General features: G+C 45.3%; 16 protein-coding genes. 14 read left to right on the plus strand and 2 right to left on the minus strand.

The features are described from left to right. Positions 1–164: 164 nt before the first annotated feature. From DW096_RS17935 to DW096_RS17965, 7 genes are read left to right on the plus strand one after another with little or no spacing between them, the layout of a single operon-like run. A complete protein-coding gene (locus DW096_RS17935) occupies positions 165–3095 on the plus strand; it encodes a GH92 family glycosyl hydrolase (RefSeq protein WP_008664181.1) in 2931 nt (976 codons plus the stop codon). 18 nt (positions 3096–3113) lie between these two features. Then, positions 3114–3977 carry an endonuclease/exonuclease/phosphatase family protein gene (locus tag DW096_RS17940; RefSeq protein WP_005830032.1) on the plus strand — a complete coding sequence of 288 codons (864 nt, stop codon included), beginning with the start codon at positions 3114–3116 and terminating at the stop codon, positions 3975–3977. A 13-nt stretch (positions 3978–3990) separates the two neighbouring features. Next, positions 3991–5133, plus strand: coding sequence for an alkaline phosphatase (locus tag DW096_RS17945; RefSeq protein WP_055288314.1), 1143 nt, complete (start codon positions 3991–3993; stop codon positions 5131–5133). Between the two features lie 21 nt (positions 5134–5154). Further along, positions 5155–6759, plus strand: coding sequence for a trehalase family glycosidase (locus DW096_RS17950; RefSeq protein ID WP_005830037.1), 1605 nt, complete (start codon positions 5155–5157; stop codon positions 6757–6759). A 14-nt stretch (positions 6760–6773) separates the two neighbouring features. After that, on the plus strand, positions 6774–8225 hold the full coding sequence (locus DW096_RS17955) for a glycoside hydrolase family 125 protein (protein WP_120028828.1): 1452 nt from the start codon (positions 6774–6776) through the stop codon (positions 8223–8225). Beyond that, positions 8222–10543, plus strand: coding sequence for a glycoside hydrolase family 20 protein (locus DW096_RS17960; protein ID WP_009037897.1), 2322 nt, complete (start codon positions 8222–8224; stop codon positions 10541–10543). Before DW096_RS17955 ends, DW096_RS17960 begins: the two co-directional genes overlap by 4 nt. 12 nt (positions 10544–10555) lie before the next feature. After that, on the plus strand, positions 10556–12004 hold the full coding sequence (locus DW096_RS17965) for a PA14 domain-containing protein (protein ID WP_009037898.1): 1449 nt from the start codon (positions 10556–10558) through the stop codon (positions 12002–12004). Between the two features lies 1 nt (position 12005). On the opposite strand, the gene DW096_RS17970 is transcribed toward DW096_RS17965, so the two are convergent. Together DW096_RS17970 and DW096_RS17975 are read right to left on the minus strand one after the other, a co-directional pair. Next, a complete protein-coding gene (locus DW096_RS17970; protein WP_005830046.1) occupies positions 12006–13178 on the minus strand; it encodes a DNA-binding transcriptional regulator in 1173 nt (390 codons plus the stop codon). 67 nt (positions 13179–13245) lie between these two features. Further along, complete coding sequence (locus DW096_RS17975) at positions 13246–13680, minus strand: thioesterase family protein (protein WP_005830048.1); 435 nt, start codon at positions 13678–13680, stop codon at positions 13246–13248. 80 nt (positions 13681–13760) lie between these two features. On the opposite strand from DW096_RS17975, the gene DW096_RS17980 reads away from it, so the two are divergent. The 7 genes from DW096_RS17980 (at position 13761) to DW096_RS18010 (ending at position 22118) form a co-directional block, all read left to right on the plus strand. Further along, positions 13761–14324 (plus strand): L-threonylcarbamoyladenylate synthase, encoded by a 564-nt coding sequence (locus DW096_RS17980; RefSeq protein WP_005830050.1) that lies wholly within the window; start codon positions 13761–13763, stop codon positions 14322–14324. A gap of 8 nt (positions 14325–14332) precedes the next feature. Then, positions 14333–16123, plus strand: coding sequence for a chloride channel protein (locus DW096_RS17985; protein ID WP_120028827.1), 1791 nt, complete (start codon positions 14333–14335; stop codon positions 16121–16123). A 173-nt stretch (positions 16124–16296) separates the two neighbouring features. Then, positions 16297–17268, plus strand: a complete 972-nt coding sequence (gene fmt, locus DW096_RS17990; protein ID WP_005833316.1) for a methionyl-tRNA formyltransferase — start codon at positions 16297–16299, stop codon at positions 17266–17268. Positions 17269–17533: 265 nt separating this feature from the next. Continuing rightward, positions 17534–18184, plus strand: a complete 651-nt coding sequence (gene rpe / locus DW096_RS17995; protein ID WP_005830060.1) for a ribulose-phosphate 3-epimerase — start codon at positions 17534–17536, stop codon at positions 18182–18184. Positions 18185–18242: 58 nt separating this feature from the next. Next, positions 18243–20279 (plus strand): ComEC/Rec2 family competence protein, encoded by a 2037-nt coding sequence (locus DW096_RS18000; protein ID WP_120028826.1) that lies wholly within the window; start codon positions 18243–18245, stop codon positions 20277–20279. 86 nt (positions 20280–20365) lie between these two features. Beyond that, positions 20366–21403 carry a bifunctional oligoribonuclease/PAP phosphatase NrnA gene (locus DW096_RS18005; RefSeq protein WP_118931211.1) on the plus strand — a complete coding sequence of 346 codons (1038 nt, stop codon included), beginning with the start codon at positions 20366–20368 and terminating at the stop codon, positions 21401–21403. Between the two features lie 103 nt (positions 21404–21506). After that, positions 21507–22118 carry a DUF4827 domain-containing protein gene (locus DW096_RS18010; protein ID WP_005830068.1) on the plus strand — a complete coding sequence of 204 codons (612 nt, stop codon included), beginning with the start codon at positions 21507–21509 and terminating at the stop codon, positions 22116–22118. Positions 22119–22142 lie beyond the last annotated feature (24 nt).

Genomic DNA, 22142 nt, shown 5'->3' on the forward strand with positions numbered 1-22142 from the left:
CATTGCCATTGGTCTAATCTGCAGGGGTTGGTATTTTCGGGTATTGATCCTTGCAGATATTTCTTCTTTTTCTTTCATTTGCAAAGGCTATTCATAAAATCATTTTAATATACGGAGAGACGGCATTCCCGACAGTCTGCAGCGCTCTTCAAATATACAGTCTGATGAAATTAAAAACTCTTATATGTGCAACTACTGCCTTTTGGGCTTGCTGCTCTTGTACATCCGGTGAACTATCTCCCGTAGACTATGTAGACCCTTTTATAGGTACCGGCTTTCATGGGCATACTTATCCGGGGGCAACCGTTCCGTTCGGGGCGGTACAGTTAAGTCCTGACACGCGTGCCGGAAACTGGGATGCTTGTTCGGGGTATCATTATAATGATACGACTCTAAAAGGTTTTTCACACACACATTTAAGTGGGACCGGATGCATTGATCTTGGGGATATACTGTTTCGTCCTACTACGCTGAAACCGGATTTGACTACGGAAAGCATTTACCAGCCAGCGGCTTTTTCCCATAAAGACGAAGATGCTTCTGCCGGATATTATTCGGTTGTTCTGAAAGAAGAAGGAATAAAAGCTGAATTGACGGTAACGGCACACGCCGGTATGCACCGCTATACGTTTTCTTCCGGCAAAGAAGCATCTATTATTATAGATTTGACTCATTTGCTTGATAACGAATATATTTATGAGGCTGAACTTGAACAGACTGCCGCCAACGAAATAACAGGTATGCGCAGAACCAGGGGATGGACGGACAATCAGTACGTTTATTTTGTAGCCCAGTTCTCGAAACCTTTTCAGGCCATAGACTTTATACAGAATAAAAAGATGGTTTCTGCAGGAGTTAAGTTGAACGGTACCGATTTGCAGGCTTGCTTGTCCTTCGATAATAGTAATGGAGAGCCGGTTATAGCCAAAGTTGGATTATCCATTGTCAGTGAAAAGAATGCACGTGAGAATTTGGAAACCGAGGTGATAGGTTTCGATTTTGATGCCGTGCGTAGTGCTGCCCGTTCCGCTTGGGAACAAGCTCTCTCTGCTATTACGGTAAAAGGCGGCAATACGGACGACTTGAAGAATTTCTATACAGCCATGTATCATTCTATGGTTGTACCCAATGTCGTGAGTGATGTCAATGGTGAGTACCGCCGTCATAATATGGAAATTGGGCAATTGCCAAAAGGCAAAGTGCAATATTCTACATTTTCGCTTTGGGATACTTTCCGTGCATGGAATCCGTTGATGACTTTGATTGATACAACTTTGGTCAATAATATGATAAATTCCTTTCTGGACATTTACGAATCTTCGGGTGAACTTCCTATCTGGCCGCTTTCTGCCGGAGAGACGGGAACTATGATTGGTTATCATGCAGTGTCCGTTATAGCAGATGCTTATATGAAGGGTATTAGAGGATTTGACGCGGAAAAGGCGTTGGAAGCTATGGTAGTTTCTTCTGAAAAGAACAAAAAGGGAGCTGATTACTATATTCAGAATGGCTTTATTCCTTCTAATATAAAGAAAGAGTCCATCTCTTGTTTGCTGGAGTTTGCCTATGATGACTGGTGTATTGCACGTATGGCTCAGGAAATGGGTAAGGATGATATTTATCAAAAGTATATTCAACGTTCCCAGAACTATATCAATGTTTTTGATGGTAATACAAAATTCTTCCGCCCCAAGCGGATGGATGGGAACTGGGAAACTCCCTTCAATCCTATTGAGATAGGTCGTGCCTATACGGAAGCCACAGCCTGGCAGTATCGTTTCTTTGTACCTCACGATGTAAGCGGTATGGCACAACTGTTTGGTGGTAAGAAAGAGTTTATTACCGCACTCGATTCTATCTTTACAGTAGAGTCGGATGTACATGGCGATTTAGTGGATATTACCGGACTGATAGGTCAATATGTTCATGGCAATGAGCCGAGCCATCATATCGCCTATCTGTACGATTACGTCGGACAGCCTTGGAAGACGCAGGAAATGACACGCCGTCTGCTCCATGAAATGTACGCTCCTACGCCTGAAGGAATCATTGGTAATGAAGATTGTGGACAGATGTCCGGTTGGTATATATTATCCAGCTTGGGTATTTATTCAGTTTGTCCGGGAAGCAATGAATTTGCACTGACTACTCCTCTATTTGAGAAAGCGGTTGTCAACCTGGCAAATAGAAAGACTTTGACCATCCTTGCCAACAATCCGAAGAAGAATGTCTATATCACAAAAGTAGAATTGAACGGACAACCGATAGATGTAAATTTTATTACTTATGCACAGTTGATGGAAGGTGGAGAACTTCGTTTTACTTTGTCCGATAAGCCGAATATGGAGAGAGGTGTTTCCTCTGAAGCATCCCCTTATTCCTATACTAAAGATGAAGTCGTTTCCATTCCCTATGTGGATAAGGATTTGAACTTGTTTATGGATAAGGTAACGGTTGCATTGGCCACAACAACCAAGGATGCCGAAATCAGATATACATTGGATGGCAGCGAGCCCACAGAGCAGTCGGCATTGTACGAGCAGCCTTTTGAACTGGACAAGACCACTTTAATAAAAGCCAAAGGATTCAAGGAAGGTCTCCGCTCAAGCAGAACATTATCCATATCGGCAACGAAAGCTGAATTAAAGGCTGCTCTTTCTGTAAATCCTACTCAGAATGGTACATCTTATAAGTACTTTGAAGGCACTTACCAGAAAGTGGCTGATGTAGAAAAGTCACCGTTGCTGGAGTCTGGTGTCATGCCCGAACCTTCTATTAAGGGTGCTAAGCAGGAGGATCATTTCGGTTATATCTTTTCTGGATTGATAAATGTTCCCGAAGATGGGGTCTATACTTTCCAGACCCGTTCGGACGATGGCAGTGTCTTGTACATTCACGATGAGCAGGTAGTCAATAATGATGCTTCCCATGCTGCAATTCCTGCTACCGGAATGGTCGCGCTGAAGAAAGGTTTTCATCCTTACAAGCTCTATTACTTTGAAGATTATGAAGGTGAGTATTTGAGCTGGGCTTGGAAACTGCCTTCTGCCGAGAAGTTGGCACCCATCCCTGCATCGGCTTTATTTGTGAAATAATAGTTTAATATATATGCTATGAGAAAGTTATTTTTGTTATTTTTACCTTTGTTCGCTGCATCATGCGGACAGGTGAAGCAGCAGGCACCTGCACCAGAGCCCGTTAATGTCATGAGTTTCAATATTCGCTATGACAATCCGGAAGATAGCTTGGACAACTGGCAATACCGTAAAGACCGCGCGGCAAATGCCATCCGTTTTTATGATGTGGATATATTGGGTACGCAAGAAGTACTTCATAATCAGTTGGAAGACCTTAAACAACGATTACCGGAATACGGAGTCATCGGTGTAGGTCGTGAAGATGGAAAGGAAAAGGGTGAATATAGTGCACTCTGGTATAAGAAAGATCGTTTCAACTTGCTGGATTCTGGCTATTTCTGGTTGAGCGAGACTCCTGAAGTTGCCGGTTCCAAGGGCTGGGATGGAGCTTGTGAGCGTATCGCTTCATGGGCAAAACTGCAAGATAAAGTAAGTGGCAAGGAGTTCTTCGCATTGAATACCCACTTGGATCATGTAGGTGTTGCTGCACGTCGTGAAGGTATAAGCCTTATGCTGGATAAAGTAAATGAGTTGAGTGGTAACTTACCCGTAGTAGTAACGGGCGACTTTAATGCTAGTCCGGAATCGGATGTCATCAAACACGTGACTGACCCTTCCAATCCGGAACACTTGACAGATGCACGCCAGGCATCGGCAATTGTTTATGGTCCGGCATGGAGTTTCCATGATTTCGGAAAGATTCCTTACGATAAACGTCCGCTGATTGATTACGTTTTTGTACGTAATGGACTGAAAGTTTTGAGGTATGGTGTATTGGCTGAAACAGAGAATAATGCTTTCCTCTCCGACCATGCCCCTATTTTAGTAACGGTTGAATAATAAAACAATAATTATGACTAAGATATTAAGAATATGTATCGTTATGCTCTTGGCAGTCTTGCTACTGCCGGTAGAGTTATCGGCACAAAGCCGCCGTGATAAAGAACAGACCTATGTTTTGGACCAACCTTATGAGGTGACAAAGATTACCCCTCCCCAGGGCAAGAAGATAAAGAATGTCATCTTGATGATTGGTGATGGCATGAGTCTTATGCACGTATATTCTGCCTGGACAGCCAATCGAGGCAAGTTGTTTTTGGATAACTGCCAGGTAGTGGGTTTGTCTAAAACCTATTGTGCCAACAAGCTGATTACAGACTCGGGAGCGGGTGGAACAGCCATAGCTACGGGGCGGAAGACAAACTATCATTCTGTGGGTGTAGATACCGAAGGACGTCCTTTGAAATCATTGGTAGACCTGGCTGCTGCTAAAGGTAAATCGACCGGTATAGCGGTGACTTGCCGTCTGTGGGATGCCACTCCTGCTGATTTTTGTTGCCATAACAAGGATAGGGATGCGGAAGCTGAAATCGTAGCAGATTACGTTAATTGCAGTGCCGATTATGTATTCGGTGGAGGTGCCAAGCTTTTCGAAAACCGTGAAGATGGACGTGACTTGTTTAAGGAACTACGCGATAAAGGATTTCAGACTCCTCGCAGTTGGGATGAATTGGCTGGCATAAAGAGTGGTAAGGTATTTGCCGTACCTTATCCCGTCGATACTCCTCTTCCTGCTGAACGTGGCGACCTTTTGGCACGTGCTTCATTGAAAGGTATCGAATTGCTGGACCAAAATAAAAACGGTTTCTTTATGATGATAGAAGGTTCGCAGCTGGATGACTACGGACACTTCAATGACATTGATTTGCTGATGCAGGAAACACATGACTTTGACCGTACTATCGGTGCCATTTATGAATGGGCTGCCAAGGATGGAGAAACATTGGTAGTAGTTACTGCAGACCATGAGACTGGTGGACTTACGTTGGTTGATGGAGATTTGGCAGAAGGCAGAATCGTATGTAAGTTCTCTACCGGTGGTCATAGCGGTGTAATGGTACCAGTGTATGCTTTTGGTCCCGGTGCAGAGGAGTTTACAGGGATTTTTGAAAATACTGCTATCTTTGACAAGATAAAAAAACTGCTCAATTTGTAATTTAAAAAATAACGATTTCCTATGTTGAAACACATTTTATTGGTAAGCTTGCTTTCTTTTTCCACTCTCCCTTTGCTGAAAGCTCAGAGCTGTGGCAATGATGAAAAGTATCATTTGCCTTATAAAAATACATATGTAAAGGAACCGCTGGTCACTGAAAATGAGTATCGTGTGGCAAAACCTGAGACGATTGTGCCGAAAAGCTTCGAAGAAGCTCGGCAGATTCTTCCCAATCCCATTTGGGGTGGACATGACAAGGAACTTGAAATGTATTGGAAGGCATGGGAAATAGCTATCGGCAATATTCGTGCTCCTCAAGCAGGCTCGGGTTTTGTCTCAAGCTATTTGGATACAGCTTATAATGGTAATATCTTTATGTGGGATTCCTCTTTCATTCTGATGTTTGCCCGCTATGGTACCCGTTTCTTTCCTTTCCAGAATACGCTGAACAACTTTTACGCCAAGCAGCATCCCGACGGTTTCATTTGCCGTGAAATAAAGGCGGATGGTGCCGATTGCTTTGAACGCTATGATCCGGTGAGTACCGGACCGAATTTGATGCCTTGGTGTGAGATGGTCTATTTCCATCAGTTTGGTGATACGGAACGCCTGCACAAGATATTTCCGGTACTTTGTGCTTATTATAAGTGGTTGAAATTGAACCATACTTGGAGAAATGGAACCTACTGGTCAAGCGGATGGGGGACCGGCATGGATAATATGCCCCGTGTTCCGTCGGAATACAGCCCTATCTACAGTCACGGGCATATGATTTGGTTAGATACAAACCTACAGCAATTATTTACTGCCAATTTACTACTTGAGATGGGCTTTTATCTGGAACGTTGGCAAGAGATAGAAGAGTTTGAAGACGAAGCCAAAATGCTGGGAAAATATATCCATGACAATCTTTGGGATGAAAAGACCGGTTTCCTTTATGACCAGTATGCTGACGGTACGCTCTGTACAACCAAGGGAATAGGTGCCTATTGGGCTCTGTTTACTGATGTATTGGATTCTGTACAGTTGGACCGTATGGTGAAGGAATTGGATAATCCTGCCACATTCAACCGGAAACACCGTATTCCTTCTTTGTCTGCCGATAATCCCAAGTACAAGGAGAATGGCCGTTATTGGCAGGGTGGCGTATGGCCGGGAACTAATTACATGGTGATGCAGGGCCTTGTGCAGAAAGGTTATGGTAAACTGGCACGGGAGATTTGTTTGAATCATTATGCCCAGGTGTTTGAGGTCTATAAGAAGACTGGAACTTTTTGGGAATATTATGCTCCGGAAAGTGCTGAGCCGGGATTTATGGCAAGGGATAATTTTGTGGGTTGGGCAGGACTTCCTCCTATTGCTGAATTGATAGAATTTATTATCGGTATTCGGGGAGATTATGCCAAAAAGCAGATTATCTGGGATATGAATTTGACGGAGATTAACGGCATAGAACGCTATCCTTTTGGTCCCGAAGGGCTTATCTCCTTAAAAGCTGAAGCACGCCGTTCTGCAAGTGATGAACCCCGTATCACAGTAGATTCCAATATCGATTTTGAACTGTGTGTACTCTATGGTGGAAAAGAGAAAAAGATAAATGTGACATCCGGTAAGCATACCTATTAAAGAAGAAATCAATCATGAAAAACAATATGTCAAGACGCCAATTTCTGAAGACTGGCGGGCTTGCCTTGGCTGCAATGACCTTTCAGCCCGCTTCCGTATTATCTTCATCCGGGACTTTCAGCCAGAGATATGTTTCGTTGCGTCCTTCTGCAAGCAAAAGGAGCTTCATTTCGAAGGCAGTAGATGCTGCTGTTGAAGAAGCAAAGCCTAAAATAAAGGACGAGAAGTTGCGTTGGATGTTCGAGAACTGTTTTCCCAATACGCTTGACACTACTGTCAGATATAGAGTGAAGAATGGCAGACCAGATACTTTCGTCATTACAGGTGATATAGATGCCATGTGGCTGCGCGACTCTTCAGCGCAAGTATGGCCCTATCTGCCGTTGATGAAGAAAGATAAGGACTTGCAGTTGATGGTGGCAGGACTTGTCAACAGACAGACTGAATGTATCTTGATAGACCCGTATGCCAATGCCTTCAACGACGGGCCGTTGGGCAGCTATTGGGAAACCGACCATACACAACATATGGTTAAGGAACTGCATGAACGCAAATGGGAGATAGATTCTTTGTGCTATCCCATTCGTCTGGCTTATCATTATTGGCAATACACGGAAGACACGTCTGTGTTCGATGAAAATTGGCATAAAGCTATGCTGCTGGTGGTCAAGACCTTTAAAGAGCAACAGAGGAAACAAGGCTTAGGACCTTATAGCTTTACGCGCGATTGCGACCGCCCTACAGATTCGCAGATTAACAACGGATGGGGAGCACCGGTAAAGCCGGTCGGCTTAATCGTTTCTTCTTTCCGTCCGTCAGATGATGCTACACAATACGGTTTTCTGATTCCTTCTAATATGTTTGCAGTTGTGTCATTGCGCCAATTGGCCGAGATAGAGGATAAAGTTTATGGAAACAAGGACTTCTCTGGCAAATGTATAGCACTGGCAGATGAAGTGGATGCAGCTATCCGCAGGTATGGTACTTTCAATCATCCGGTTTGTGGACGTATTTATGCTTTTGAGGTCGACGGTTTTGGTAACGCGCTTTGTATGGACGATGCCAATGTACCCAGTTTGCTGGCTGCGCCTTATCTGGGTTATTGTTCTTTTAAAGATGCGATTTATCAGAATACCCGTAAAATGATATGGAGCGGCAATAATCCTTATTTCTTTAAAGGAAAAGCCGGTGAAGGGGTAGGAGGCCCTCATGTGGGATTGAATTATATCTGGCCGATGAGCATCATTATGAAGGCTTTTACAACGGATGATTCCGAAGAAATACGTGCTTGTCTGAAGCAACTTCGTGATACGGATGGAGGGACGGGCTTTATGCATGAGTCTTTCCATTCGGAGGATGCCGCGGACTTTACTCGTTCCTGGTTTGCCTGGACAAATACTTTGTTCGGTGAACTGATACTGAATACAATCAAGGAATATCCCAACTTATTATCCCAAATACTATGAAGATAAGATATTGGTTACTGGCTATGTCATTCATTTTTCTCTCTTGTGGGAGAGTGGCTGATGATGTAGAGGCAAACTATGGTATTATACCCATGCCGAATGAACTTGCTCCAATGCAGGGAGTGTATGTCTTGCAAGGGAAAAAAACAGTGGCTGTCCCTTCCGGGGAAGCCGCGATGAAAGTTTTTCATTATTTGGAGGATGCGTTGAAAAACACTTCTGTAACGCTGAAGGGTATTTCGGAAACGGGAAAGGCCGATATTTGCTTATCTATAGATAATTCCTTGCCCAATGAGGCCTATACATTGGAGGTTTCTTCTGATAGGATAAATATATCTTCCAGTGAAACTGCCGTCGGATTTTTTTATGGTGTCCAGTCTTTGCTGCAGCTCATGCCGGCAGCCATTTATGATGGTGACCGGAAATACGAAGGAAAGATTAGGATTCCTGCTGTCAGCATTACGGATGCTCCCCGTTTCCCTCATCGTGGGGCTATGATGGATGTAGGACGTAATTTTCTGCCCAAAGAGGAAGTGCTGAAGTTTCTTGATTTGATGGCATTCTATAAATTGAATAAATTCCATTTTCATCTGACAGATGACCAAGGATGGAGAATAGAAATAAAGAAATACCCGAAACTGACTGAAATAGGTTCTTATCGTAAACAGACTCAGATAGGACACTCTGATTATTATTTTCCACGGCGTTACGATGGAAAAGAAAAGAGAGGTTATTATACGCAGGAAGAAATAAAGGAAATTGTGAAGTATGCATCCGACCGTTTCATTACGGTCATTCCCGAAATTGAAATGCCGGGACATGCATCCGCAGCACTGGCTTCCTATCCGGAACTTTCTTGCGGACTGAGAAAGACTTATGTGGTGCGTGATTATTTTGATGTTTTTGATGAGGTCTATTGTCCCAAAGAGCATACATTTGAATTCTTACAAAATGTGCTGACCGAAGTTATGGAACTCTTCCCCAGCCATTATATCCACATTGGTGGAGATGAGTGTCCCAAGAAAGCATGGAAGAAGTGTGCCCATTGCCAGCATTTGATGAAGTGGGAAGGTCTGCCCAACGAAGAAGCTCTGCAAAGTTGGTTTATCCATCGGATTGAGCAATTTGTGAACAGTAAAGGGCGTGACATCATCGGGTGGGATGAGATTCTGGAAGGAGGGCTTGCTCCTAATGCTACCGTCATGTCATGGCGTGGCGAGAAAGGAGGTATCGAAGCGGCTCGCCAACGGCATAAAGTCATTATGACACCCGGCAAAAAGTGTTATTTGGATTACTACCAGGAAAGTCCGGAATTTGCCCCGTTGGCTATCGGCGGTTTTCTTCCGTTGGATACGGTGTACAATTATAACCCGCTTCCTGCTGAACTGACTCCGGAAGAACAAGCTTATATAATAGGTGTACAAGCCAATATCTGGGGAGAGTACATACAGACTCCCGAATATTTTGAATATATGGCTTTCCCTCGTTTGCTGGCTATGTCAGAGGTGCAATGGACACAGCCGGAACATAAGGACTTCGAGTCGTTTGCCCGTAGGCTGGATAAGGAGTTTGAACGATTGGATTATTGCGGAGTGAATGCTTGCCGCAACTTCTATGAAGTCAATCAGGCTGGTGCGTGGAACAAGTCGCAGCAGACTTATGAGGTGACTTTGAACACCTTCTGTCCGGATGCCGATATTTACTATGCGGTAAATGATTCAACGGTCAACACTTCATCTTCCCTTTATGAGACTCCGATACCGTTGGACGAGGATGCAACTATTTATTCGGCAGTTTACAGAAGCGGTAAGCCGCTAGGGAAAGTGACCCGCAAGAGTTTTGCTGTAAACAAGGCAACCGGATGTGACTATACTTGTAATCCTGAAGCAGGATGGGAACACTTGAATAAAGGCTTCGGGCTGACTGATGGACGACGTGGCTATGCCCGCGACATGCGTCGCTGGATTAGCTTCTACCAGGATACTGTACAGATTGTAGTGGAACTGAAGAAACCTCAAAAAGTCAAGGAAGTGGCCTTTTCTTCTTTATGGCGGCCGGTAAATGAGATATGGCCGGCAAGAGCGATGGGTGTCTCTGTTTCAATGGATGGTCAGACTTTTATTCCGGTGGGCACTAAACGGCTGACTTATGATTTTAGCTTGACGGAAGGCACCCGTTTTCCGGCATCTCTTTCATTTGCCGAAACGGAAGCTACATTTGTCCGCTTGGAATTATTGAGTGGTGGCTTGTGCCCGAAAGGATATTTTCATGAAGGGTTGCAGAGTGAGTTGGCAATAGATGAAATAGAAATATATTAATCTCAAGAAATTATGAAGAAAATAGTTGTTCTTTTAGTTGTACTGTTGGGCTGTATGCCGGTAACGGCTTTTGCGCAGAAGCAATTCTTTTTTAAGGATGGCAAGTTTGTAGTAGCACAGTTTACAGATTTGCACTGGATGCCGGGTTCTGCAAAGTGTGCCGAAACGGCAGCTACTATCCGTGCTGTCCTGGCAGCCGAACATCCGGACATTGCTATACTGAGTGGGGATGTGGTGACCGATGACCCTGCTATGGATGGATGGAAAAGTGTAGTGGATATTTTCAATGAAGCCAAGATGCCTTTTGTGGTGATGATGGGAAACCATGATGCAGAATACTTGACGCGCAATGAAATCTATGATTTCCTCTTGAAGTCTCCCTACTATGTGGGGGCAAAAGGCCCTGAAGATATTATGGGATGTGGTAATTGTGTGATTTCTATTTATAGTCCGGAGAAGAAGGACCAGGTAGAGGCATTGCTCTATTGCATGGATTCCAACGACTATCAGCCTAATAAAATCTATGGTGCTTACGACTGGATTCATTTCGACCAAATAGAATGGTACAGAAAGCAAAGTAAGCACTTTGCAGAGAAGAACGGTGGTAATCCCGTTCCTGCTTTGGCCTTTTTCCATATTCCGCTGATTGAATACAACGAAATCAGAGGTGACGGGAAAACTTATGGCAATGACAAAGAAGGTGGAGTTGCCTCTGCTAATATCAATTCCGGTATGTTTGCTTCCTTCCTTGACATGAGGGATGTAATGGGAGTATTTGTAGGACATGACCATGATAACGATTTTATAGGAATAGATAAAGGTATTGCATTGGGATACGGACGGGTGACCGGTGCGGATGCGTATGGAGAGTTGACGAGAGGAGCCCGTATCATTGAACTGTACGAAGACCAATTCAAATTTGACACATGGATTTCCACTCCTTCGGGAAGGGAGGCTGCCTACTATTACCCTTCAGGTCTGAATTCGGATGAGGAGCAGAGTATGGCTTATTTGCCGGCTACGGGAACTTCTCCCAAGAAGCAGGGCGTGGCATATACCTATTATGAAGGCAAATGTAAACGTGTTGCCGATATTGCCGCCTGCAATAAAGTGAAGGAAGGGGTGATGAAGAACTTCTCGATTGAAGAAGTAGCCGTCCCTGATCATTTTGCTTATGATTTCCGTACGTTGGTGAAAATTCCAGAAAGGGGAGTATACCGTTTCTATACTTTTTCCGATGATGGTTCTAAACTATACATAGACGGTAAATTGATTGTTGATAACGACGGTGGACACAGCGGACGCCGTGCCGAAGGGAAAGTCGCTCTCGAAGCAGGGTACCACGAGTTGCATCTGCTGTATTTCGAAGATTACATGGGCCAGGAATTGGAAGTCGGGTATTCGGGACGGAATGTTCTGGAAACCGTGTTACCTGATACCATGTTGTTTGTACCGGATTAAATCAGCGCTGGTAACTCTTTGTCTGGTACTCTTTCCGATATTCATTGGGGGAAACTTTCTTCAAAGCTTTGAATTGGCGGGACAAGTTCTTCAGATTGTTTATTCCGACTTGTTCCGCCACATCTGCAATCGGAGCATCACTGGCCAACAGCAATTGGGCAAAACGTTCCATCCTAAGGTTGAAGATGTATTTGTGGATGGATTGCTGAGTGACTTGCTTGAAACGAATCTCCAATAAACGGCGTGATAATGGTACTTGTTTCACTATATCCGATACGGTGATATCAGCCGCTATATTCTGATGGATATATTTCAGAGCGGTTTGGATATGGGCATCGGTGGTAGAATAGAAGTCGGTCGAAAGCCGGTTGATTATATTAACTGGTTGGAGCACTACGTCCTGATAAGTGGCCTCCTCATCATTCAATAGATGTTCTATGAGGGCAGCTGCCTCAAATCCGCCTCTTACAATGTTTTGGCTGATACTGGATAGGGGAGGGTCTGAAAGATTGCATATAATCTCATCATTGTCGACTCCTAATATTGCTATCTTGTCGGGCACTCTGATGTTGTTGACTTTACAGATTTCCGTAATGCGGTTACCTTGATTGTCATCGCAAGCCATGAGTGCCGTAGGTTGTGGCAATGACTTTAACCAGTTGAGCAGGGGCGGTGCTTCATAAAACCATAAGTCATCAAGGGATTGGTCCTGATAAGAATAGAAATTGTTTCCAAACCCTTGGGCTGCTATACATTCATAGAAACCCTCGCAACGTTCTTGTGACCATACCGTATCGCGATAACCATAGAATGCGAAGTTCTGAAAGCCTTTACTCAGAAAAAACTCTGCTGCCATTCTGCCGGTCTTGCGGTAATCGCCGGTGATGTTTGGAATATTGCTGAACCTTGATTTATAATCCTGGGCCAATGCGATAATTCCGTTTTCACGGAATAGCTCCACGTTGTCATCATTGTCAAATCTGCCGATGATTGCATCTGCATGCCATGTCTTTGCCCATTTCAAGACTCCTTCTATACCATGACTGTTTTTGTAGGAGGGTGGCATACGGCATACTACCCATGGCTCATGGCTTTTGGAATAGGCCAATACCCCCTTTAGCAGATTGTACGAAAAGGACTCTGTAAAATCGGTCAATAATATCAATCGAATCATAGCAGTTGACTAAATGTAACTGATTGTTACTTATACAAATGTTAGCTTAATTGACAAATATAGGATTTTATTTCTTTTTCTTCAAATCTTTTCCCTCATATTTGCAGATTGCTTCAATCCATTTTTCTTCCAGTGGCTTGGACTCGTGTTTGGCGAGGTCGAAGGCTACCATGACGGAGGTACATACGCATTTTACTTCTTGGGTTTCCGTATCAATGACCCGTTGGGCGAGGTGGAAGCTTTTGGTTCCTATCTCAGTGACGGCAGTTTGCACGGCGATATGGTCCGAACCATAAATCTGTGCGAGGAAGTTTGCTTCAATATGGACGACAACGATACCATCCTTTTCCCAATCTACATCCGGGCATACGGAAGCGAAATATTCCGTTTTTCCTAAATCATAAAAAGAGAAGTAAACAGTGTTGTTTACATGGCCGAATTTGTCGACGTCATTGAAGCGTAGTTGTATGGGCAGGGTGTGGTTAAATTGAATTTCTTCCATTGTTTTCTCTTAAACTTTGTTTATAATCGCTGCAAAAATACTATTTTTGCGTGTTAATCCGTGAACTTATATATCAAGAAATGATAGAAGACATCAAAAAAGCCTGCCAGGTAATGAGCGAGGGCGGGGTAATTCTGTATCCGACAGATACGATTTGGGGTATAGGTTGTGACGCTACCAATGAAGAAGCGGTGCGCCGTGTATATGAAATCAAGCAACGCTCTGACAGTAAGGCGATGCTGGTATTGGTAGATTCTCCGGTAAAGGTGGATTTCTATGTGCAGGATGTTCCGGAGGTTGCCTGGGATTTGATAGAACTGGCTGACAAGCCCCTTACCATAATTTATTCCGGAGCGCGTAATCTGGCTCCTAACTTGCTTGCCGAAGATGGTAGTGTAGGTATCCGTGTCACCAGTGAGGCATTTTCAAAACGGCTTTGTCAGCAGTTCCGCAAGGCGATAGTCTCTACTTCTGCCAATGTCAGCGGGCAACCGTCTCCCGGTAACTTCAGTGAAATAAGTGAAGACATCAAGTCTGCGGTGGATTATATAGTAGGATACCGCCAGGAGGAAACGGGACGCCCGAAACCGTCCAGTATCATCAAGTTGGGCAAGGGCGGAGTCATTAAGATTATTCGCGAATAAAAGGAAAAATGGCAGAGGACAAGAGGAGTTTGTTGCAGCGCTTCATCATATGGCGCGAAAAGAATATCAAGGAAAAGCGGTTCATACTGATTCTCAGTTTTCTTGTAGGTATCTTTACGGCATTCGCCGCACTGATACTGAAAGTCATCATACACTGGATACAGAACTTCCTGACGGATAATTTCAATGCGACGGAAGCCAACTACCTTTATCTGGTCTATCCGGTAGTGGGTATCTTCCTGACCGGATTGTTTGTCCGCTACGTGGTGAAGGACGACATCAGTCATGGTGTTACCAAAATCCTATACGCCATCTCGCGGCGGCAGGGACGCATCAAACGGCATAACACTTGGTCGTCCATCATAGCCAGTTCCATTACCATCGGTTTCGGTGGTTCGGTCGGGGCAGAGGCGCCTATTGTGCTGACGGGTTCGGCTATCGGTTCCAATCTGGGAACCATCTTCAAGATGGAGCATCGTACGCTGATGCTATTGGTGGGATGTGGTGCTGCCGGTGCGGTTGCAGGCATTTTCAAGGCGCCGATTGCCGGTCTGGTATTTACGCTGGAGGTACTGATGATAGATTTGACAATGTCCTCCTTGTTGCCGTTGCTGATATCTGCGGTGACGGCTGCAACTGTTTCCTATATCGTGACGGGTACGGATGCCATGTTCAAATTCCATCTGGACCAAGCTTTCGAACTGGAGCGTATTCCGTATGTCATTATGCTGGGTATCTTCTGCGGATTGGTTTCCCTTTATTTTACCCGGGCCATGAACTCTGTGGAAGGCGTGTTCGGAAGGTTGAGAACTCCCTATAAGAAACTGATAATGGGCGGTGCCATGCTGAGTATCCTGATATTCCTTTTCCCACCGTTGTATGGCGAAGGTTACGATACGATAGAATTGTTGCTGAATGGGATGAGCAATGCCGAATGGGACACGGTGATGAATAATTCCTTCTTCTACGGGCACGGCAATCTGTTGCTGATATACCTCATACTGATTATTCTGTTCAAGGTCTTTGCCTCGAGTGCCACGAATGGCGGGGGCGGTTGCGGCGGTATCTTCGCACCTTCGTTGTATCTGGGTTGTATTGCCGGTTTTGTCTTTTCACATTTCAGCAATGAAATAGAGATGACGGCTTATCTGCCCGAGAAGAATTTTGCCTTGATGGGAATGGCGGGGGTCATGAGCGGTGTCATGCACGCTCCGCTGACCGGCGTGTTCCTCATAGCCGAGCTTACGGGAGGATACGACCTTTTCCTGCCGTTGATGATTGTCTCTGTCAGTTCCTATCTCACCATTATCATGTTCGAGCCTCATAGTATCTACTCCATGCGTCTGGCAAAGAAGGGAGAGCTGTTGACGCATCATAAGGACAAGGCCGTCCTCACTTTGATGAAGATGGAGAATGTGGTGGAGAAGGACTTTGTGACCGTGCATCCCGAGATGGATTTGGGCGAACTGGTAAAGGCTATCTCCGCCTCGCATCGCAATGTCTTTCCCGTGACGGATAGGGAAGGGGTACTGATTGGCATTGTTCTGCTGGACGATATCCGGAACATTATGTTCCGCCAGGAGCTGTACCACCGTTTCACGGTGGGAAAACTGATGACTTCGGCTCCGGCACGTCTGTATGATACGGACAGTATGGAGCGGGTGATGCGTACCTTTGATGATACGAAGGCGTGGAATCTGCCGGTGGTGGATGCGGAAAACAAATACTTGGGCTTCGTGTCCAAGTCGAAGATATTCAACTCGTACCGTGAAGTATTGGTACATTTCTCGGAAGACTGAGGACTTTTTGGTATTTACTATTTTACTATTTACAAGTTACTATTTGCCGTTCGGGGTGATGGGGCATTGTAAATCGCAAAGAAGATGCTTCGTACATTGTAAATGGTAAATTGTAAATGGGCAAATGAGTTGCCTCGCAAATGGTACATTGTAAATGGTAAATTGTAAATGAAATGGTGGAAAAGAAGAATTTGAGGATTGTATATATGGGTACTCCCGACTTTGCGGTGGAGGCTCTTCGTTGTCTGGTAGAAGGAGGTTACAATGTGGTGGGTGTCATTACGATGCCCGACAAGCCTGCCGGACGGGGACATAAGCTCCAATTCTCTCCGGTGAAACAGTATGCACTGGAACATAATCTTCCGCTTCTTCAGCCGGAGAAGCTGAAGGATGAGGCTTTTGTGGAGGCGTTGCGTGCATGGAAGGCCGATTTGCAGATAGTCGTTGCCTTCCGCATGTTGCCGGAGGTGGTATGGAACATGCCGCGATTGGGCACCTTCAACCTGCATGCTTCCCTGCTTCCGCAGTATCGCGGCGCAGCCCCCATCAACTGGGCGGTGATTAATGGTGATACGGAAACGGGCATCACCACTTTCTTCCTGAAACATGAGATTGACACCGGTGAGGTTATCCAGCAGGTACGGGTACCCATTGCCGATACGGACAACGTGGGTATCGTCCACGACAAACTGATGCTGTTGGGCGGTCGCCTGGTGGTAGAAACCGTAGATGCCATTCTTGCCGGTACAGTGAAAAGTATTCCTCAAGAAGAAATGGCCGTCGTGGGTGAACTGCGTCCGGCACCGAAAATCTTCAAAGATACTTGTCGTATTGACTGGAACCGCCCGGTGAAGCGTATTTACGATTTTGTACGCGGCCTTTCTCCCTATCCTGCCGCTTGGACGGAGCTGGTCCAACCCGGTGGAGAATCTGTTGTGGTAAAAATCTTCGAGACGGAGAAAATAGGGGAATCCCATCAACTGGTTCCCGGAACCTTGCAGACAGACGGGAAGACCTATATCCGCGTTGCTGCCGAAGATGGCTTTGTCGGCATCTGCTCCCTCCAGCTTCCGGGCAAGAAGAAACTGAAAACGGATGAACTGTTGCGCGGCTTCCGGTTGACGGAAGGATACGTGATGAAATAACTGATTGTCATTCAATGACTTCCTACTGCAAACTTACTGCATACCTTTTGCAGCGTCACTGCAAACCTCTTTGCAGTGTTGCTGCAACTAATATGCAGTGTGACTGCAACTGCTTTGCAGTGCTACTGCAACACGTTTGCAGTGACGCTGCAAAAGGTATGCAGTAAGTTTGCAGTGAGAGTTTTGATTTCCAATGTTAGGCTGAATTAAATCTTTTCTCTATATTTGTACATAACAAAGTTCGTAAACTTTAGAACATAACATTATGAAACCAATCATATCCCCTTCTATTCTCTCTGCCGATTTTGGTTATCTGGCACGAGACATTGAAATGATTAACGAAAGTGAGGCTGAGTGGGTACATATCGACATCATGGACGGTGTGTTTGTCCCCAATATTTCTTTCGGATTCCCGGTACTGAAGTATGTGGCAAAACTGTCGCAGAAACCTTTGGATGTGCATCTGATGATTGTACAGCCGGAGAAGTTTATTCCGGAGGTGAAGGCTCTGGGGGCACATGTCATGAATGTGCATTACGAGGCTTGTCCGCATCTGCACCGTGTGGTGCAGCAAATCCGCGAAGCAGGGATGCAGCCGGCGGTAACAATTAATCCGGCAACTCCCGTATCCTTGTTGAAGGATATTATTAATGATGTATACATGGTGCTGATAATGAGCGTAAATCCTGGCTTCGGCGGACAAAAGTTCATAGAGCATTCTCTTGATAAAGTGCGCGAGTTGCGTGAATTGATTACGGTTACCGGTTCGCAGGCCTTGATAGAAGTGGACGGTGGCGTAAACTTGGAAACCGGTTCGCGTCTGGTAGAAGCTGGAGCAGATGTACTGGTGGCAGGCAATGCCGTTTTCTCGGCTCCCGATCCGAAGGAGGCCATCCGTGCATTAAGGAATCTGTAATCCGTCTTCTGGATTGATAATCGACAGCTGGCAACGGCATCCTTTCCTTCGACTGTTGATGCCGTTGGTAGTTGGTATTTTGTGTGGAGATGCGTTTCCACACGTGCTTTCTGCATGGGAGTATGTGGCAGGTTTTCTGCTTTTTCTTTTTATTATAGGTAGATACAAGTATACCGGATGGGTGTATGGAGCGGCGGTATACCTTTTCTTGGGTGGTACGGGGTTCTGCTTGATGAGTTGGCAGCAGGGAAAGACGGTACTTCCCTTTTCGGGCAAACCTGCTGTTTATAGGGTTTGTATCCGCGAGCATCCCGAAGAGAGGGAGCGCAGCATATTGTGCAGGGTTGCCCTGCTGGGAGAGGTAGAGCAGGATACAGTTACGGGTTGCCCCCGGAATCATCTTTTTCTGGCTTATTTTCCGAAAGATTCTGCTACGGCCACTTTGCGCCGTGGTGATGAGTTGTTGGTATCTACCCGGCTTGTTCCTCCGGCAAACAATGGTAATCCCGACGAGTTTGACTATGCTCGCTACCTGAGGCGGAAAGGCTATAGCGGCACGGCTTACGTGGCTGACGGACATTGGCGGAAGACGGGGCATGATGCCTCTCGCACTGTCAGCCAAGTGGCACTGGATTATAGGGAGAAAGTGGTTGGCTTATACCGGAGTTTGGGTTTTGAAGCTGATGAATTGGCGGTACTTGCTGCGTTGACAGTGGGGGATAAAGAGGAACTGAGTGATGATATTGTGGAGACCTACTCCGTTTCGGGAGCCAGCCATGTACTGGCACTTTCGGGGTTGCACATAGGTTTTCTGTATGCTTTGCTCTTGTTTGTGCTTCGTCCTTTGTGGAGGCGATGGCGGCGGTTAAAACTTTTGTTGCTTTTGCTTCTGGTCCTTTTCTTGGTGAGTTTTGCTTTTTTCACGGGATTGTCTTCCTCGGTGGTGCGGTCGGTCGTCATGTTCTCTTTGTTGGCGTTTGCCGGTTTGCAGCCGGAAAAGCCGCTGACTCTGAATACGCTGGCGGCAACTGCTTTCCTGATGCTGCTGTGCAAGCCGGTCTGGTTGTTTGATGTCGGTTTTCAGTTGTCATTCTCGGCGGTTGCAGCTATTGTACTTGTACAACCTAAGTTATATGCCCTTTGGAAGGTTGACAATCGTTTCCTGCGATATTTGTGGGGACTTATGACAGTGTCTGTGGCGGCTCAGCTGGGTACGGCCCCTTTGGTCATTTTCTATTTCTCCCGTTTTTCCACTCATTTTCTGTTGACTAATCTTTGGGTAATTCCCATGGTGTCGCTCGTTCTGTATTCGGCTGTCTTTCTGTTGATGCTTACGCCGCTGCCTTTTGTACAACATCTGTTTGCAAGGGTAGTAGAGGCATTGGTACATGTCCAGAATGAAGTGCTCCGCTGGATAGAGCATCTTCCCGGCGCTGCTGTTGATGATATTTGGCTGGATATATGGGGTGTTTTGCTCGTCTATCTGTTCTTGGGGATGGCATATTATGGCTTTCTACGCCTTACGGTACGTAGAGTCTGCTTTGCGTTGCTGGCATTGTTGGCAGTGGTTTCCTGGCATTCCCTTTCCATCATGTCCAATGCTCCCCGGCAGGGGATTGCTTTTTATAGCGTGAGAGGTTGTCCCGTTGTCCATTGCATGGCAGACAACCGTCATTCTTGGTTGGCATGTGCCGATAGCTTGCCGGATATGCCGCGTCTGTGCCGTGCCCTTTCTCCGCATTGGAACCGCCTGCGTCTGGAGACTCCCCGACTGGTTGCCGGAGATTATACCACTTCCGGCTTATCCATGCGTTACCAGATTGTCTCTTACGCCGGTAAGCGCATCTGTCTTCTTTCCGACAACCGTTGGAGAAACAAGAACTCTTCCCATCCCCTTTCAGTTGATTATCTGTATGTCTCCAAGGGGTATCAAGGTGGGATAGAGGAACTTACTTCGCTCTTTTCCATGGGCATGGTGGTGCTTGACGCTTCTCTTTCAGACTATTATCAGAATAAGATTGCCAATGATTGCGTTCGCTTAGGTATTCCCTATCTTCTTCTTTCTCAAAAAGGTTCTTACCGCATATTGTTATAAATCACAAACTTTTCGTACTTTTGCCCCTTCAATTTGTTATAAACGCCAAATAGTAAATAGTCAATCGTCAAATAGTAAATAAAAATATGTTGACCAAAGTAATAGAACAATCCAAGATAGACCATTTCACCAAATGGTTTGACCGTGCAGACAAGATAGTAATCGTTTCGCATGTGGGTCCCGACGGGGACGCCATCGGCTCTTCTCTGGGCTTGTGGCACTTCTTCAGCTCGCAGGGAAAGACGGCGAATGTTATTGTGCCGAACGCCTTTCCCGACTTCTTGAAATGGATGCCCGGGAGCAAGGACGTCCTTCTGTACGACCGCTACAAGGAGTTCGCTGACAAGCTGATTGCCGAGGCGGATGTCATTTGTTGTCTGGACTTTAATGCTATCCATCGTATAGATGCCATGGGTGACGCTGTTCTTGCATCCCCGGCAAGAAAAATACTGATAGACCATCATCTCCATCCGGAGGATTTCTGCAAGATTATCATTTCCCATCCGGAGATATCTTCCACTTCGGAACTGGTTTTCCGCCTGATTTGCCGTATGGGCTATTTCAGTGACATTTCAAGGGAAGGAGCGGAGTGCATCTATACGGGTATGATGACGGATACCGGCGGGTTCACCTATAATTCCAATAACCGGGAAATCTATTTCATCATCAGCGAACTGTTGTCGAAAGGTATTGACAAGGACGAGATTTACCGCAAGGTGTTCAATACTTATTCAGAAAGCCGTTTGCGCCTAATGGGATATGTCTTGTCACAAATGAAGGTCTATCCGGACTATCATGCAGCCTTAATTTCTCTGACTAAAGCCGAACAAAGCCAGTTCGACTATGTGCGTGGAGATAGTGAGGGGTTTGTGAACATTCCTTTAAGCATCAAAGGGGTGATTTTCTCTTGCTTCCTGCGTGAAGATACGGAGAAGCCGATGATAAAGATTTCTTTACGTTCGGTCGGTACATTCCCCTGCAATCAGCTGGCTGCCGAGTTCTTTGGCGGCGGCGGTCATTTGAATGCTTCCGGCGGTGAATTTTATGGAACGATGGATGAGGCCCGCAAGGTCTTTCAGCAGGCTTTGGAGAAATACAAACCGCTGCTGAATGCCAAAGGATAAAAAAAGTTCAGTTGTAAAGGTTAAAAGTTACGAACTTTCTATCCGCAGCTTTCAACTTTCAAGGAAATCAGATACTTTTGTACGAAATTACTAAATAACAGAAATGAAGAAACTTACTTTATTCTTTTTTGCCTTACTTGCAGTTTGTTTAGCCTTCCAGGCATGCGATAATTCTAAAACTTATGCCGAAATGCTTGAGGAAGAAAAAGATGCCATCAAAGCATTTATCAAAGATAGTAGCATTGTCGTTATTTCTCAAAGTGAATTCTATGCGCAAGATTCGACAACGGATGTAAGCAGGAATGAGTATGTGCAGCTGGCAAGCGGGGTGTATATGCAGATTGTGGATAAAGGTTCGACGAATCCTGCAGATACAGTTAAACCGAATGATTTGATTTTGGTGCGCTTTGAAGAACAAGGGTTGATAGCTGTTGGAGGGGTGAAATCGTATATAACCAATATGAATAGTCCGACTGTTGTGGATGAGTTTAGATATTCTGTTACTTCTTCGTCTATTGCCGGACTTTTCACTCAAGGCTATATGCTTATATATCATGGTTCGTCTGTACCTGCTGGCTGGCTGGTTGCGTTGAATTATATTCGTAACGGAGCACATGTGAAGCTGATTGTTCCTTCCAAGATGGGACAGTCGGATGCTATGCGGGACGTTCATCCTTATTATTACGATTTACATAAACTCCAAATTTGGAACTAACCGATAAATTTTAAATCATTAACC

Source organism: Bacteroides sp. AM07-18 (assembly GCF_003602695.1).
Taxonomy (GTDB): Bacteria; Bacteroidota; Bacteroidia; order Bacteroidales; family Bacteroidaceae; genus Bacteroides; species Bacteroides uniformis.

Coding starts and splice junctions, on each gene's coding strand:
- DW096_RS18010 (WP_005830068.1), top strand. CDS start 21,507: ATGAAGAAACTTACTTTATTCTTTTTTGCCTTACTTGCAGTTTGTTTA.
- DW096_RS17945 (WP_055288314.1), top strand. CDS start 3,991: ATGACTAAGATATTAAGAATATGTATCGTTATGCTCTTGGCAGTCTTG.
- DW096_RS17955 (WP_120028828.1), top strand. CDS start 6,774: ATGAAAAACAATATGTCAAGACGCCAATTTCTGAAGACTGGCGGGCTT.
- DW096_RS17935 (WP_008664181.1), top strand. CDS start 165: ATGAAATTAAAAACTCTTATATGTGCAACTACTGCCTTTTGGGCTTGC.
- DW096_RS17960 (WP_009037897.1), top strand. CDS start 8,222: ATGAAGATAAGATATTGGTTACTGGCTATGTCATTCATTTTTCTCTCT.
- DW096_RS17970 (WP_005830046.1), bottom strand. CDS start 13,178: ATGATTCGATTGATATTATTGACCGATTTTACAGAGTCCTTTTCGTAC.
- DW096_RS17980 (WP_005830050.1), top strand. CDS start 13,761: ATGATAGAAGACATCAAAAAAGCCTGCCAGGTAATGAGCGAGGGCGGG.
- DW096_RS17940 (WP_005830032.1), top strand. CDS start 3,114: ATGAGAAAGTTATTTTTGTTATTTTTACCTTTGTTCGCTGCATCATGC.
- DW096_RS17975 (WP_005830048.1), bottom strand. CDS start 13,680: ATGGAAGAAATTCAATTTAACCACACCCTGCCCATACAACTACGCTTC.
- DW096_RS17950 (WP_005830037.1), top strand. CDS start 5,155: ATGTTGAAACACATTTTATTGGTAAGCTTGCTTTCTTTTTCCACTCTC.
- rpe (WP_005830060.1), top strand. CDS start 17,534: ATGAAACCAATCATATCCCCTTCTATTCTCTCTGCCGATTTTGGTTAT.
- DW096_RS17965 (WP_009037898.1), top strand. CDS start 10,556: ATGAAGAAAATAGTTGTTCTTTTAGTTGTACTGTTGGGCTGTATGCCG.
- DW096_RS18005 (WP_118931211.1), top strand. CDS start 20,366: ATGTTGACCAAAGTAATAGAACAATCCAAGATAGACCATTTCACCAAA.
- fmt (WP_005833316.1), top strand. CDS start 16,297: ATGGTGGAAAAGAAGAATTTGAGGATTGTATATATGGGTACTCCCGAC.
- DW096_RS17985 (WP_120028827.1), top strand. CDS start 14,333: ATGGCAGAGGACAAGAGGAGTTTGTTGCAGCGCTTCATCATATGGCGC.
- DW096_RS18000 (WP_120028826.1), top strand. CDS start 18,243: ATGCCGTTGGTAGTTGGTATTTTGTGTGGAGATGCGTTTCCACACGTG.